General features: G+C 65.9%; 14 protein-coding genes. 4 read left to right on the forward strand and 10 right to left on the reverse strand.

Translation table 11 applies throughout. The annotated features are described in order from the left end of the window. Positions 1–970 precede the first annotated feature (970 nt). The 4 genes from BLS50_RS02520 to BLS50_RS02535 are packed head-to-tail and all read right to left on the reverse strand — an operon-like array spanning position 971 to position 4254. On the reverse strand, positions 971–2011 hold the full coding sequence (locus BLS50_RS02520; RefSeq protein ID WP_011544983.1) for a GlxA family transcriptional regulator: 1041 nt from the start codon (positions 2009–2011) through the stop codon (positions 971–973). 22 nt (positions 2012–2033) lie between these two features. Further along, positions 2034–2834, reverse strand: coding sequence for an ABC transporter ATP-binding protein (locus BLS50_RS02525; protein ID WP_074800510.1), 801 nt, complete (start codon positions 2832–2834; stop codon positions 2034–2036). Positions 2835–2854: 20 nt separating this feature from the next. Continuing rightward, positions 2855–3568: an ABC transporter permease gene (locus BLS50_RS02530; RefSeq protein ID WP_006476443.1), complete on the reverse strand. Its 714-nt coding sequence runs from the start codon at positions 3566–3568 to the stop codon at positions 2855–2857. After that, positions 3565–4254, reverse strand: a complete 690-nt coding sequence (locus BLS50_RS02535) for an ABC transporter permease (protein WP_074800513.1) — start codon at positions 4252–4254, stop codon at positions 3565–3567. Before BLS50_RS02535 ends, BLS50_RS02530 begins: the two co-directional genes overlap by 4 nt. Positions 4255–4660: 406 nt before the next feature. On the opposite strand from BLS50_RS02535, the gene BLS50_RS02540 reads away from it, so the two are divergent. Together BLS50_RS02540 and BLS50_RS02545 are read left to right on the forward strand one after the other, a co-directional pair. After that, the gene (locus tag BLS50_RS02540) at positions 4661–4957 is read left to right on the forward strand and encodes a BrnT family toxin (RefSeq protein ID WP_074800515.1); all 297 of its coding nucleotides are present in this window, start codon (positions 4661–4663) and stop codon (positions 4955–4957) included. Continuing rightward, positions 4941–5237 (forward strand): BrnA antitoxin family protein, encoded by a 297-nt coding sequence (locus BLS50_RS02545; RefSeq protein ID WP_059836664.1) that lies wholly within the window; start codon positions 4941–4943, stop codon positions 5235–5237. The genes BLS50_RS02540 and BLS50_RS02545 overlap by 17 nt, the downstream gene beginning before the upstream one ends. A 3-nt stretch (positions 5238–5240) precedes the next feature. On the opposite strand, the gene BLS50_RS02550 is transcribed toward BLS50_RS02545, so the two are convergent. The 5 genes from BLS50_RS02550 to hpnI form a co-directional block, all read right to left on the reverse strand. Further along, positions 5241–5795 carry a hypothetical protein gene (locus BLS50_RS02550; RefSeq protein WP_074800519.1) on the reverse strand — a complete coding sequence of 185 codons (555 nt, stop codon included), beginning with the start codon at positions 5793–5795 and terminating at the stop codon, positions 5241–5243. 88 nt (positions 5796–5883) lie between these two features. Continuing rightward, positions 5884–6933, reverse strand: a complete 1050-nt coding sequence (locus BLS50_RS02555; RefSeq protein WP_027813503.1) for a lysylphosphatidylglycerol synthase domain-containing protein — start codon at positions 6931–6933, stop codon at positions 5884–5886. Further along, positions 6930–7814: a hopanoid biosynthesis-associated protein HpnK gene (gene hpnK / locus BLS50_RS02560; RefSeq protein WP_074800521.1), complete on the reverse strand. Its 885-nt coding sequence runs from the start codon at positions 7812–7814 to the stop codon at positions 6930–6932. Before hpnK ends, BLS50_RS02555 begins: the two co-directional genes overlap by 4 nt. Positions 7815–7817: 3 nt before the next feature. Beyond that, positions 7818–9260 (reverse strand): hopanoid biosynthesis associated radical SAM protein HpnJ, encoded by a 1443-nt coding sequence (gene hpnJ, locus BLS50_RS02565; protein ID WP_374105011.1) that lies wholly within the window; start codon positions 9258–9260, stop codon positions 7818–7820. 134 nt (positions 9261–9394) lie between these two features. Next, positions 9395–10573: a bacteriohopanetetrol glucosamine biosynthesis glycosyltransferase HpnI gene (hpnI, locus tag BLS50_RS02570; protein ID WP_074800525.1), complete on the reverse strand. Its 1179-nt coding sequence runs from the start codon at positions 10571–10573 to the stop codon at positions 9395–9397. 638 nt (positions 10574–11211) lie between these two features. Here hpnI and BLS50_RS02575 point away from each other — a divergent pair. Next, positions 11212–12210 (forward strand): LLM class flavin-dependent oxidoreductase, encoded by a 999-nt coding sequence (locus BLS50_RS02575; RefSeq protein ID WP_012328176.1) that lies wholly within the window; start codon positions 11212–11214, stop codon positions 12208–12210. 36 nt (positions 12211–12246) lie between these two features. Here the strand turns inward: BLS50_RS02575 and BLS50_RS02580 are convergent, their stop codons facing one another. Then, positions 12247–13308 (reverse strand): alpha/beta fold hydrolase, encoded by a 1062-nt coding sequence (locus BLS50_RS02580; RefSeq protein ID WP_027813499.1) that lies wholly within the window; start codon positions 13306–13308, stop codon positions 12247–12249. Positions 13309–13492: 184 nt separating this feature from the next. Here BLS50_RS02580 and pdxY point away from each other — a divergent pair, with 184 nt between their 5' ends. Next, positions 13493–14353 (forward strand): pyridoxal kinase PdxY, encoded by an 861-nt coding sequence (pdxY, locus tag BLS50_RS02585; protein ID WP_027813498.1) that lies wholly within the window; start codon positions 13493–13495, stop codon positions 14351–14353. The last annotated feature ends 133 nt before the right edge of the window (positions 14354–14486 follow it).

A 14486-nucleotide genomic window follows, 5' to 3' on the forward strand; every position in this document is an offset into this window, starting at 1 on the left:
GGATCAAGTTTAGGTAAGGGTGACGCAAGCGTCTTGCGGAATTGCGACGGGTTCTATCGGAAGGTTTTGGTTTTGTCCTTTAGGGCCGGGGGGCGGCTACGCCGTGTCAGTATTTTGGGGCTGTTTCTTGCTGTCCGTGGTCTGCTTCCGGTGTCGCGAAGCACCTGCAATCGTGTCGGTCTATTAGCGTCGCCCCTGCGCGGGGCAGCGGTCACTTTTCTTTGTCTTGCCAAAGAAAAGTAACCAAAAGAAAGGCGCTCAGATATCGCATGACTTACCGGTGCCATGGCACCCCGAGTGGTCCGCACAAAAGTGTCCGCGCCAGTCAGGAATCCGGAGTGGTTCGAGCAATGGTTCTGACACCACTCGCTACACCACGGAGTGGTATACCGTCCGCTAGCTCCATCCTCGCTGCGCTCGGCTGCAAGGTACTTCAGGGGGCATGCGATCGCGTTCGTGCTTCTCTGCACAAACCGTCGAGTGCCAGGCATTTTTTCTGCTCCCAGCATTTGTGTGATCCGATTATTCGACGGTCGGTATTTTCGTGACATCGATGTGCTTGCCGCCCCATTTTTCTTGCGAGTGGCGAATTTCCTGCTTATCGAGAGTTGGTTCCTTGTGAGGGGGCCGGTGATAGCGATTGGGTGGGGATGGACCTGTCGGCCGAGCGAAGCGAGGACGGAGCTAGCGAGCGGTATACCACTCCGTGGTGTAGCGAGTGGTGTCAGAACCATTGCTCGAACCACTCCGGATTCCTGACTGGCGCGGACACTTTTGTGCGGACCACTCGGGGTGCCATGGCACCGGTAAGTCATGCGATATCTGAGCGCCTTTCTTTTGGTTACTTTTCTTTGGCAAGACAAAGAAAAGTGACCGCTGCCCCGCGCAGGGGCGACGCTAATAGACCGACACGATTGCAGGTGCTTCACGCCAACCGCGAGCAAACCACCAAACAAACCAAACCCAAACCTCAATCTTTCCCGCGCTCGACGAGCGCCCCCCCGCGAGGTTCACTGCCCCCGCCAGTCTGCTTCTCGAGCCACGCCCGCCGATCCTCCCGAGGCGTAACCCCAAACCTTTCGCGATAAGCGTTAGAAAAGTGCGCAGCAGAAGAGAACCCACAGGCGAGAGAAACCTGAACAACCGACTTGCTGGTCCGCTGCAACTGAGTCCGAGCCTTGAGCAACCGAAGATTGAGGTAATACTTGGAGGGCATCGCCCCGAGATACTGCCGAAAGAGCCGCTCCAACTGTCGGCGCGAAACGCCGACCAATCCGGCGATCTCATCGGTAGTAAGCGGATCTTCGACATTGGCTTCCATCAAAAGCAACGCGTCATTGAGCCGAGGATGCCGCTCCCCCGGAGCAGTAACAAAAGGAATCCTCTGCCGCTCCTCGCCGCTGCGCAGCGTGCCGGCCCCCAGCGCATCGGCAATCCGCTCCGCGAGATCCGCCCCATGCTCCCGGCCAATCATGGCCAGCATGAAATCGACGGTCGCCTGCCCACCGGCACAGGTCGCCCGATCGCGATCGATCTCGAAGATCTGCTGCGTGACGATCGACCGCTCGAACTGCTCGGCGAACTGCTGATACGTCTCCCAGTTCACGCTCACGCGATACCCGGAAAGCTGCCCCGCCATCGCCAACCACCACACGCCGTGGTGAATACCCGTCACGACCGGCGTGCGCTGCCCGACCCGCGCGAGACTCGCGAGAAACAACCGGTAATCGGCAAACTGCTGAAACCGCTCGGACACGACGATCAACCAGTCGCACGCGATCGCATCGTTGAACGCCGCATCGGCATGCCACTGCGCACCGCCCGCGAGCGGCACCGGCCGCCCGTCCCACGAACACACCTGCCAGCGGTACAGGAGCCGCCCGTCGATCTCGTTCGCGAGATTCAGCGCATCGACGATCGGCCCCACGCCCGACATCGACACGGGCGGCAATGCAACGATCGCCACCTGCGTCGTGCGGGTGGCGCCTGCGGGACGAGACACCGGTACCACGGTTGAAACCTGCCCTGTCGCGTTACTTGAGGCTGCCCGACAGGAACTGCTTGAGCCGCTCGCTATGCGGGCGCACCAGCACTTCCTTCGGATCGCCCTCTTCCTCGGTCCGCCCCTGATGCAGGAACATCACGTGGTTCGACACGTTGCGCGCGAAACCCATCTCGTGCGTGACGACGATCATCGTACGGCCTTCCTCGGCGAGCTTCTGCATCACCTTCAGCACTTCGCCGACCAGTTCCGGGTCGAGCGCCGAGGTCGGCTCGTCGAACAGCATCACGTCCGGATGCATCGCCAGCGCCCGCGCGATCGCCACGCGCTGCTGCTGGCCGCCCGACAGATGCGACGGATACTGCTTCTCGACGCGCGGCGGCAAACCGACCTTCTCGAGATACTCGCGTGCACGCTCCTCGGCTTCCTTCTTCGAAATGCCGAGCACATGCACGGGCGCTTCCATCACGTTCTCGAGCACGTTCATGTGCGCCCACAGGTTGAAGTGCTGGAACACCATCGCGAGCTTCGTGCGAATGCGCTGCAACTGCTTGTGATCGGCGACTTCGAGCGCGCCGGCACGGTCGGTCTTGGTGCGCACGGCCTCGCCGTCGACGACGATCTGCCCCGCATTCGGCCGCTCGAGAAAATTGATGCAGCGCAGGAACGTGCTCTTGCCCGAGCCGCTCGCGCCGATGATGCTGATGACGTCACCGGCCTTCGCATTCAGCGACACGCCCTTGAGCACCTCGTTGTCGCCATAGCGCTTGTGGATGTCGACCGCGGCCAGCTTGACGGAAGCGGACGCGCTCGTTTGGGTGATCTCGGCCAACTGGCTCTCCTCGAAGTAATTCAATGACGGGCGGCCGCGAGGTACGCGAGCCAGTGGCGCTCCGCGCGGCGAAACGCCGCGACGAGTGCGAACGATACCGCAAGATAGATCAGCGCGGCGATTCCGAACGACTGGAACGCCATGTAGGTCGCGGAATTGGCGTCGCGCGCGACCTTCAGGATGTCCGGCACGGTCGCGGTGAATGCAACCGTCGTCGCGTGCAGCATCAGGATCACCTCGTTGCTGTACAGCGGCAGCGCGCGACGCAGCGCCGACGGCAGGATCACGCGGCGGTACATCGTGAACGGCGACATCCCGTACGCGCGCGCCGCCTCGACCTCGCCGTGCGGAATCGCGCGGATCGCACCGGCGAAGATCTCGGTGGTGTACGCGCAGGTGTTCAGCGCGAACGCGAGGATCGCGCAGTTGAAACCGCTGCGGAAGAACGCGTCGAGCAGCGAGTGCGAACGCACGAACTCGAGGCTGTACATGCCCGTGTACATCAGCAGCAACTGCACGTAGAGCGGCGTGCCGCGGAACACGTACGTGTAGAACCGCACCGGCATCGACACCCACTTGTTCCTCGATACGCGCGCGACCGCGAGCGGCACCGCGCACACGAAGCCGAGCGAAATCGATGCGACGAGCAGCCACAGCGTCACCGCGAGGCCGGACAGGCGCTGGCCGTCCCAGAAAAGGAACGCCTTGCCGAATTCCTGGAGGATCTCGATCATAGTTCTGCGTGCCGCACGCCCATGGAATAACGCTTCTCGAGCTGGATCAGCACGAGGTTGGAGACGGTCGTGATCGCGAGATAGATCAGCGCCGCGACGAGAATGAAGAAGAACATGTTGAACGTGCTCTTGCCGGCGTCCTGCGCGGCCTTCACGACGTCCGCGAGACCGATGATCGACACCAGCGCAGTCGCCTTCACGAGCACCTGCCAGTTGTTGCCGATGCCCGGCAGTGCGAAGCGCATCATCTGCGGAAACATGATCCGCACGAACACGCGCGCGCCGCTCATCCCGTAAGCCGAACCGGCTTCGAGCTGGCCGCGCGGCACCGACAGGAACGCGCCGCGAAACGTCTCGGTGAAGTACGCGCCGTAGATGAAGCCGAGCGTCAGCACGCCGGCCACGAACGGATCGATGTCGATCTGGCTCCAGCCGACGAGGTCGGTGAACTGGTTCAGCCAGATCTGGATGCTGTAGAACAGCAGCAGCATCAGCACAAGATCGGGCACCGAGCGGATCAGCGTCGTATAACCGGTCGCGATCGCTCGCAGCACCCGGTTGTGCGACAGCTTCGCCACCGCGCCGATCAGCCCCAGCGCCACCGCAGTGGCGAGCGACAGCACCGACAGCTCGATGGTCTGCACGGTGCCGGCCCAGAGGACGGGACCAAAGCCGTAAAGGAACACGCGCGTCTCCAGAGTTGAATGAATGCCGACGCGACAGCCTGTCCCGCGCCGGGGTGACGCGGATAGTCGCAAGCGAAATTGATTGCCTCAAATCACCGTGCGCGCGGTTGCTGCGTCGCAACAATTCGTCCCACCATTTCTGCGCACGGCCTACACCGCTGTTTCAAAAGGGAAAAACCCGCTTCCTGACAGTCGGATGACGCGCCGGGAAGCGGGTTTTTTGCAATTTTCCGGTCGCTTTTTCGATATAGCGCCGGGCTGGCCGTCCGGCCGAATGGGCAGGTCCGGACCCACGCCACACAATCGCTCGCTCATGCCCGCGACACGATGCCCGCCTGCGCGCCGATTCGCTGCCATCCGCCGCGGCGGCTTATTTTTTGCATCCACAAAAACGCCTTGCCTGCCTATGTTTTTGCATCCACAATTAGTCGAAATTCCATTCGTTTTCGACGAGGCCAAGGATCTGTCGAACCGGCTGAAACACGGCATCTCGTTGCGAATGGCCGAATTCGCCGAGTGGGAAGCCGCGCGCACGTGGCCGGACACCCGCCGGGACTACGGCGAGGCACGCTGGATCTGTCTGGTGCCGATCGGCGCGCGCCTTTACACGGCGATCGTCGTCCCGCGCGGCCGCGCGCTGCGTGTCGTCAGCCTGCGAAAAGCCAACAACCGAGAGATAAGTCGATATGAAGAAGGCGGTTAAATTCATCCGCAACACGCCCGAGGAAGAAGCGGCGATCGCGCGCGGCATCGCCGCCGATCCGGACGCTCGTGAACTCGGCGACGAAGAAATCGATGCGATGGAGCCCTTCGTCGAGGTCGTCGCGAAGAAATTCGGGCGCCCGAAGCTCGAGCACCCGAAGGAGCAGGTCAGCATCCGCTACGACGCGGACATCCTCGCCGCGTTTCGGGCCGACGGCCCCGGCTGGCAGACGCGCATGAACGACGCGCTGCGCGACTGGCTGAAGAAACGCCGCGCGTGAAGGTCAGCGCCCTTTCAGGATGTCGGAGCGCGACGTCGTATAAACGAGCCCGTCCGGGCCGAAATGGACGTTGAAGAACGCGTCGGTGTTGACGCCGTCCTCGAGCCAGCGCCAGCTCCAGACCGTCTCGGGCTTCAGCGGATATTGCGCGACGTCGCCGGGTTTGCCGAGCAGGCGCCGCACCTCGTCCTCGTCCATCCCCGGGTGCACTTTCGCGAAATTCTCGGCGGTCAGCACCTGCGTCGCGCCCGTGTAGCGCCCGTTCGCATCGAGATCGACGAACCACGTCTGGTTGCCCATCGGGCCGCGCGGATACTCGAGACGCTTCGAGCCGTCGGTGAACGTGCGCTCGGTCTCGGGCTTGCCCATCGTGCCGCGCACGTCGGCCTCGGTCGATGCGCCGACCTTCAGCCCTTTCAGCAACAGCGGCGCGGGCTTGATCGCGTTGAAGAAGTCCCTGATACGTTGCACGTCGAGATGGCCTTGGTCGTCGCAACCGGTCAGCGCCAGCGCAGCGGCCAGCATCGTCACGGAAAGCAGCCGGAAACGAAAAATCATCGGAAGAGTTGCGCGTCGAGAAAACACGCGGCAAGGATACCCGCGCGACGCCAAAAGCGCGAGACGGGCCGTGCAGCCCGTCCCGTGTTCAATGCGTCGTTTCGGTTTCGGTCCGGGTTTCGGACGCCCGGTTCGCCGGCGGCGCCGGGCGCGGCCCGGCCGGCGGCGCGCCCAGACGGCCGCGCGTGCGCACCAGCTCGGCAAGCTGCCACGAGCCGAGCGCGAGGCAGCCGAACAGCACCTCGCGGCCGCGCTTGACCACCGCGAGCGACAGCGCCGTCTCGCGGTCGACGCCGAACATCTGCGCGAGCAGCACGACGGTCGCTTCCTGCACGCCAAGCCCGCCCGGCACCATGAACGCCGCATGCCGCACCGCCTGCGTCATCGCCTCGATCGCGATCGCGCCGCCGATCGACACCGGATGGCCGAGCAACGCGAGCGCCCAGTAGATCTCGAGCGCGCCGAGCACGTAGCCGGCCAGTTGCCAGAAGAAGGCGCTGAACAGCAGGCCCGTGCGCGACATCAGCGAATCGATGTCGGCGTCGAGCCGGCGGCCGTCGACGCCCTGCAGCAGCCGGTGCGAATCGCCGAGCAGGCGGCCCGCGAAACGCTCGATCGCATGGAAGATGCCACCGCGCCGCATCAGCACCACGCCGAGCACCGGCAACGGCAGCGTCAGCAGCAGCGCGAGGGCGATCGTGCCACCGCCCATGTTGTCGGTCGTCGCGAGCAGCAGCACGAGGCCGAGCGCCGCGAACGCATACTGGACGACGATCGTCACGAGCACCTCGACGATCACCGACGCGGTCACGCGGCTCGCGTCGGGCACCTGCCAGCGCGCGAGCCGGATGCCGACGATCTCGCCGCCGATCCCCACCACGGGCAGCAGCCGGTTCACGGCCTCGCGCACGGTCGCGATCCACCACAGGAACGGCAGCGAACTGCGCCGGTCGAGCAGCTGGTGCCATGCATACGCATCGAGCAGCAGCGGCAGCGCGTGAAACGGCACGAGCCACAGCAGCGCATAGCCGGCGCGCGCGAGCATCTGCGACACGTCGCCGACGCCTTCGTGCAGCCCCAGCGCGAGCAGGATGCCGATGCCGATCGGCCAGCCGAGCCACTTGATCCACTTGCTCATGACGGCTGCGCTCCCGGTGCGCGCGACGCGTGCGCGCCGCGTCGGGCCGCCGGCTCGCCGAATATGTCGGCAAAGCCGCCGGTCGCGACGCCCGCCGCCTTCAGCGCGGCCGCGACGCGCGGCGACAGCAGCGCATCCAGTTCGTCGAGCGGACGGTAGCCGGCCATCGTCGGCGTGATCGGGCCGTCGCCGGCCTCGGCCGGATGGCAGTAGATCTCGCCGACGCCCGGCGGCAGCTTCGCGAGCGCGTCGAGCAGCACGGCCTCGTCCATCGCGCCCGTCTGCTCGATGCCCACCACGTAGTCGTTGTGTGCGAGCCCCGCGCGGTCGAGCCGCGCGCGCACCAGCGCGATCCACGGCTTGAGCAGCGCCGGCGCGCTCGTTTCGTACGGCAGCCGCACCGCGCGCAGCCCGTAGTCGCGGCCGATCTCGATGATCATCGACAGCACGGTCGGATGCAGGTGGAAATGCTTGTGCGCGTTCACGTGGTCGAGCGGCAGGCCGCTCGCCGCGAACGCGTCGAACTGCGCACGGATTTCGCGGCGCAGCTGCGCGCGCACGTGCGGCAGGAAGAAGAAGCGACAGCCGTCCTTCGCCATCGCGTCGCCGAAGCGCCCGTCGGGCCCGACGAGCGCGGGAATCTCATGCGCGGGCAGCGTGGCCGGCCCGTCCGCGAGCACCAGGTGCAGGCCGACCGCGAGCGACGGCAACCGCCGCGCGCGTTCGATCGCATCCTGCGCGGCGGGGGCGCCGACCATCAGGCTGGCGGCGTTCAGCACGCCGTCGCGGTGCGCGCGCTCGACCGCCGCGTTGACGCGCGGGTGCAGCCCGAAGTCGTCCGCGGTGAAGATCAGCGCCCGCGCCGCCCGCTGCGTCGCCACGGATCAGGCCTCGTGCGCGCGCAGGAAGCGGAAGAATTCGACGCCTTCGCGCAGACGACGCTTCATCATGTCCCAGCTCGTCAGCATCTCGCGCACGATTTCCCAGATCTTCGACGGACGGAAATAGAACTGGCGATAGAACTGCTCGAGATGGTGGTAGATCTCGTCGCGCGACAGGTGCGCATAGCCGATCGCCGCGAGCTGCACGCCTTCCTTGCTGACCAGGTTGATGGTCTTGTTCTCTTCCATCCAGCCGTTTTCCACGGCCTGCTTGTAGAGCGTCGTGCCCGGATACGGCGCGGCGAGCGACACCTGGATCGTGTGCGGATTGATTTCCTTCGCGTACTCGATCGTCTTCTTGATGGTTTCCTGCGTCTCGCCCGGCAGGCCGAGAATGAAGGTGCCATGGATCTTGATGCCGAGCTTCTTGCAGTCCGCGCTGAAGCGGCGCGCGAAATCGGTGCGCACGCCCTTCTTGATGTTCACGAGGATCTGGTCGTCGCCCGATTCGAAGCCGACCAGCAACAGGCGCAGGCCGTTTTCCTTCATGATCTTCAGCGACTTGTACGGCACGTTCGCCTTCGCGTTGCACGACCACGTGATGCCGAGCTTGCCCAGGCCGATGGCGATGGCTTCGGCGCGCGGCAGGTCGTCGGTGAAGGTGTCGTCGTCGAACATCAGTTCCTTCACTTCCGGCATGTTGTCGCGAATCCACTTCGCTTCCGCGAGCACGTTCTCGACCGAGCGCGTGCGGTAGCGATGGCCGCTGACCGTCTGCGGCCACAGGCAGAACGTGCAGCGCGACTTGCAGCCGCGGCCCGTGTAGATCGACACGTACGGGTAGTTCAGGTAGCCGATGAAGTAGTTGTCGATCTTCAGGTCGCGCTTGTAGACGGGCGCGACGAACGGCAGTTCGTCCATGTTCTCGAGGATCGGACGCGCTTCGTTGTGCTCGATCGAGCCGTCCTTCGCGCGCCAGCTCAAGCCCTTGATCTCGGGGAACGGCTTGCCTTCGGCGAGTTCCTTGCAGGTGTAGTCGAATTCCTCGCGGCACACGAAGTCGATCGCCTCGCTCGCCGTGAGCGAGTTGTGCGGATCGACCATCACCTTCGCGCCGACCATGCCGACCAGCATCGACGGCTTCATCTTCTTCAGATCCTGCGCGAACATCGCGTCGGTCGGGAACGACGGCGTGCTCGTGTGGATGATCACGAGATCGTAGTCATTGGCGATCTTCAGCGTTTCCTCGACCGACAGGCCGTCGGCCGGCGCATCGACGACGCGGCTGCCCGGCACGAGCGCGGCCGGCTGCGCGAGCCAGGTCGGATACCAGAAGGAACGGATTTCGCGCTTCGCCTGATAGCGCGAGCCGGCTCCGCCGTCGAAGCCGTCATACGAAGGGGCCTGCAAGAACAGCGTTTTCATGAATGCTCCGGTAGCCTGCATAGTTCGTTTCGTTACAACGATTCAGTCAAAAAACCGCGGGCCGCCATGCCGGCGCCCGCCTCTCTGTCATGTCGCGCCGCGCGGCTTCGCCGTGCGACGCGTCTCGGCCCGCGGGCCGGGTTCGATCGACGGCCCTAGCGGCCGTCCACTGCTTCCACGGCCGCCGCCGTCGCGCGTTCGCCGCCGACGACCGTCATCCTGGCGCCGCGCCACACGACGTGCGTGCCGAACACGGCCGCGAGCCACTCGAGTGCGAGCAGCGTGTCGCGCACCGCGACGAGCGGCAGGTCGCGCCAGAACGCGCGCCAGCCGTCCTCGCCGCGCGCATGCAGCACGAGCCGGCCGAATGCGCCGAGCGCGGCCGCCCCGCCCGCCAGCGTGCCGGCGAAGGTGCCGTCGAGACGCAACGCGAGCGCCGCGCCGATCGCGAGCCACGGCACGGTAAACGTAATGAACAGGAACGCGAAGCCGGCCGGGTTCAGCGAACGGATCGTGCGCAGCCAGCGCGTCTCGCGGTGCCACAGCGGCCCGAACGACGGTTCGATCACGTCGGTCGCGACCTCGACCTCCGACAGCACGGTGCGCCGCCCGAGGCGACGCGGCAGTTCGGCCAGCCAGAAATCGTCGGCCAGTTCGTCCTTCAGCGCGACGAGCCCGCCGATCCGGTCGAGCGTGTCGCGCGTGAGCGCGAGCGTCGCGCCGAAGCCGAAGCGGCTCGAGCGGCCGAGGTGCGTGATGCGCACCGACGGCGCGAACCACGCGTCGACGAACTGCGCGCCGATCCGCGTCCAGAAGCCGCCGACGCTGCGCGCATGATACAGGCACGTGACGACCCCCACCGACGGGTCCGCCAGCGGCGCCGTGACACGCTCCAGATAGTCGGGCTGCACCGCGATGTCGCTGTCCGCGATCACGATGCGGCCATATTTCGCGCGCTCGGCGAGATTGATCAGGTTGCTGACCTTCAGGTTCTTGCCATGCACGCGCGCGTCGATCACGAGCGTGATGTCGCACTCCGGATGATCGGCGCGCAGCCGCTCGACGACGGCGATGGCCGGATCGGCCGACGATGCGACGCCGAGTAGCACCTCGTAGCGAGGATGGCGCTGCGCGCAGAAGGTCGCGAGGTTTTCATACAGGTGCGGCTCCGCGCCGCACAGCGGCTTCAGCACACTGACCGGCTCGAAGCCGTCGCGCATCGCGGTGCGCGGCGTGCGCGGCCGCGGCGCGAAGGCCGCGACGAGCGCGTAGCCGGCCGCGGCCAGCGTGAAGACGATCAGCAGCCAGTCGAGCAGCGTTGCGGCGGGCGTCATGCGCGAGGCCTCCCGGCGAACGGGGCGCCTTGGCAAACGCTTGAGCGTGATTGAGCGTGATGCGGTATTCCGACGACGACGAACGCGGGCACGACCCGACTCCTTGTTCCAGCAGCGTCTGTAATGGGGGAGGCACGACCCGTCGTTCGGGTGCGGCCATGCCCGGCTTCGCGTGGCGTATCCCCGCGCAGCGCCCGGACGACATGCGGGAAGACTCGAATGGCTCCATCGGCACAACATGGGCAGGCGCCGGATTTTAGCAGTCCGCAGCCCCCCGCGTGCGGCGCTTCGAGAAACGGACTAGTGCAATTCCGGCAAAGCTGAGCGGTCGACGGACCTGATCGGCCCGGTCACGTTCACGTTAGCGTAAGTACTTTGCAGGCGTATTGCAGTCTTTAAAATCAAACGTTTCGTGCAAATTTGTATGTCGATGCGGTTTCACTTCCAATCGCCGTAAAGTTTGGTAATTAATCAGCGATTAGCTTGATTTTTGCAACGATCGTCGCAAGCAACCCTGCACCCCTGTAAGGCGCATGGGTATCCGCGCGCCGCCAGCACGTTCCGGAACCCTTTGGCAAAATCCTTGGCATTTGTTGCGTCAGCGCATCACCACGCCACCCCGTTTCGAAGGTCTTCCGATGACACCGTTTTCCGTACTCGATCTCGCCCCCATTCCGGCCGGCGCCGACGCCTCGCAGGCGTTCCGTAACACCGTCGATCTCGCGCAGCATGCGGAACGCTGGGGCTACCAACGCTACTGGCTGGCCGAGCATCACAACATGCCGGGGATCGCGAGTGCGGCCACCGCCGTCGTGATCGGCCACGTCGCGGGCGCCACCCGGACGATCCGGGTCGGCTCGGGCGGCATCATGCTGCCGAACCATGCGCCGCTCGTGATCGCCGAACAGTTCGGCACGCTCGCGTCGCTGTATCCGGGGCGCATCGACCTCGGCCTCGGCCGCGCGCCCGGCACCGACCAGACCACGTCGCGCGCGCTACGCCGCGACCTGATCGGCAGTGCCGATTCGTTTCCGGACGACGTCGCGGAGCTGCAGCGCTACTTCGCGGAGCCGGTACCGGGCCAGCGCGTGCGGGCGGTGCCCGGCGCGGGGCTCGACGTCCCGGTGTGGCTGCTCGGTTCGAGCCTGTTCAGCGCGCAGCTCGCGGCGATGCTCGGGCTGCCGTTCGCGTTCGCGTCGCATTTCGCGCCGGACTATTTGATGCGGGCGCTCGAGATCTATCGCGCGCAATACCGGCCGTCGGCCGCGTGGCCGAAACCGCATGCGATGGTGGGCGTCAACGTGTTCGCGGCCGAGACCGACGACGAGGCGCGGCGCCTGTTCACGTCGCTGCAGCAACAGTTCATCAACCTGCGGCGCGGCACGCCGGGCAAGCTGCCGCCGCCCGTCGACGTGCTCGAGGCGAACGAACTCGAGCTCGCGACTGTCGCCCATTCGCTGTCGTTCGCGGCGGTCGGCTCGCGCGATACGGTGCGCGACAAGCTGCGCGACCGCATCGCGCAGACGGGCGCGGACGAGTTGATCATCACCGCGCAGATCTACGATCACGCCGCGCGGCTACGCTCGTTCGAACTGACCGCGCAGATCCGCGACGAGCTCGCGAACGAGGCACGCTGACCGCACGACCGCGCGCGGCCTGCCGCCTGCCCCGCGTCACTGCGGGTGCACGGCCTCCAGCCCGTCGAGCAGCGCCTTGTGGAACGCGTCCGGGTCCTGGATCTGCGGCGCGTGTCCGAGCGCCGGAAATTCGACGAGCTGCGCGCCGGGAATCGCGGCCTGCGTGCGCTTCGCGAGCTCAGGATAGCGGCCGAGCTTCGCGTGCACGTCGGGCGGGGCGACGTCCTTGCCGATCGCGGTCGTATCCTTGTCGCCGATCATCAGCAGCGTCGGCACGCGAATCGCGCCGAATTCGTAGACCACCGGCTGCGTGAGGATCATGTCGTAGATCAGCGCGGAATTCCACGCGACCGCGTCGCGGCCGGCGCCGCGATACATCCCGGCGAGCATCTGCACCCAGCGCTCGTACGACGGCGCCCACTTGCCCGCGTAGTAGGTCGACTGCTCGTAGCGGCGGATGCCGTCGGCGTTGGTCTTCAGTTCGCGCGCATACCAGTAGTCGACCGACAGCGGCGGCACGCCGAGCGCTTTCCAGTCCTCGAGGCCGATCGGGTTCACGAGCACGAGCTGGTCGGTCGCCTTCGGATACATCAGCGCGTAGCGGATCGCGAGCATCCCGCCCGTCGAGTGGCCGATGATCGTCGCCGACTTCACGCCGACCGATTCGAGCAGCGCGTGCGTGTTGCGCGCGAGTTGCTGGAAGCTGTACTGGTAGCGCTCGGGCTTCGACGACTTGCAGAAACCGATCTGGTCCGGCGCGATCACGCGATAACCGGCGCGGCTCAGCACACCGATCGTGTCCTCCCAGGTCGCCGCGCAGAAGTTCTTGCCGTGCAGCAGCACGACGGTGCGACCGTTCGGATGCGCGGGCTGCACGTCGAGGTACGCCATCTCGAGGGTTTCGCGTTGCGACACGAACGCGTACTCATGCACGGGCGCCGGATACGCGAATCCTTCCAGGCGCGGGCCGTAAGCGGGCCCGTCGTTGGCGGCGGGCGTGGCCGCAACGGCCGCAACCGGCATCGCGCACGCGGCGGCGGCACTCGCGCCGAGCACGGCGGCACGTGCGACGGACAACATCTTGCAAATCGAAAGCATGGCGATCACGGTGATTGGGGACGCGCGCGGGCAGCCGGGCCCCAGCGGGGCTGTCTCGCGCCCCGCGATTCTACGCGGTCGCGTGACGACGGCGCGCAACACTCCGGGGCCACGCGACTTCCGCGCGGTTGACGAACTCGGGTATCGTGTGACGTGACCCTGAAACGCGTGCAGGCGAATTCCCATGAAAAACGTCCTCAGCATTCAGTCGCACGTCATCTACGGCCATGCCGGCAACAGCGCGGCCGTGTTCCCGATGCAGCGTCTCGGCATCAACGTCTGGCCGCTCAACACCGTCCAGTTGTCGAATCACATGCAGTACGGCCACTGGGCCGGCAGCGCGATCGACGCCGCGAAGATGGAACAGCTCGTCGACGGCATCGCCGCCATCGGCGTGCTCAAGCGGTGCGACGCGGTGCTGTCCGGCTTCCTCGGCTCGCCGCCGCAGGCACGCGCGGCGGTCGAGATCGTGCGCACGGTAAAGGCGATGAATCCGAACGCGTGGTACTTCTGCGATCCGGCGATGGGCCAGACGGGCGGCATCCGGCCCGAGCCCGGCGTCGAGGAATTCATCGTCCAGGAGGTGCCCGCGCTCGCGGACGGCATGTCGCCGAACCACACCGAACTGCAGAAGCTCGCCGGGCGGCGCATCGAGACCGTCGCCGAAGCCGTCGACGCATGCCGCGCGCTGATCCGCCGCGGCCCGCAGATCATCCTCGTCAAGCACCTGCACGACCGCAACAGTCCGGCCGACCGTTTCAACATGCTCGCCGTCACCGAGACCGAAGCGTGGATCGGCCAGCGGCCGCTGTATGCGTTTCCGCGCCACCCGGTCGGCGTCGGCGATCTGACCAGCGCGATCTTCGTCGCGTGCCGGCTGCGCGGCGACTCGGTGCGCGCCGCGTTCGAGCACACGCTAGCGGCCGTGCACGCGGTCGTGAAGGCCACCTACGACGCGCGACGCTACGAGCTCGAACTCGTCGCCGCGCAGGACGAGATCGCCCGCCCGAGCGAATGGTTCGGCGCGTGGGTGACCGACGCCTGACGCGTCGGCACTGCCCTGCGCTGCTCCAGCGCGCCGCTGTCCCGCTGTCCCGCTGTCCCGTTGTCCCGCCGTCCAGCTGTCCCGCTTTCCCGCTTTCCCGCTTTCCCGTTGCAGCCGACCTGCTGACGCCGCA

This window comes from Burkholderia orbicola (genome assembly GCF_900100915.1).
In the GTDB taxonomy this organism is placed as follows: Bacteria; Pseudomonadota; Gammaproteobacteria; order Burkholderiales; family Burkholderiaceae; genus Burkholderia; species Burkholderia orbicola.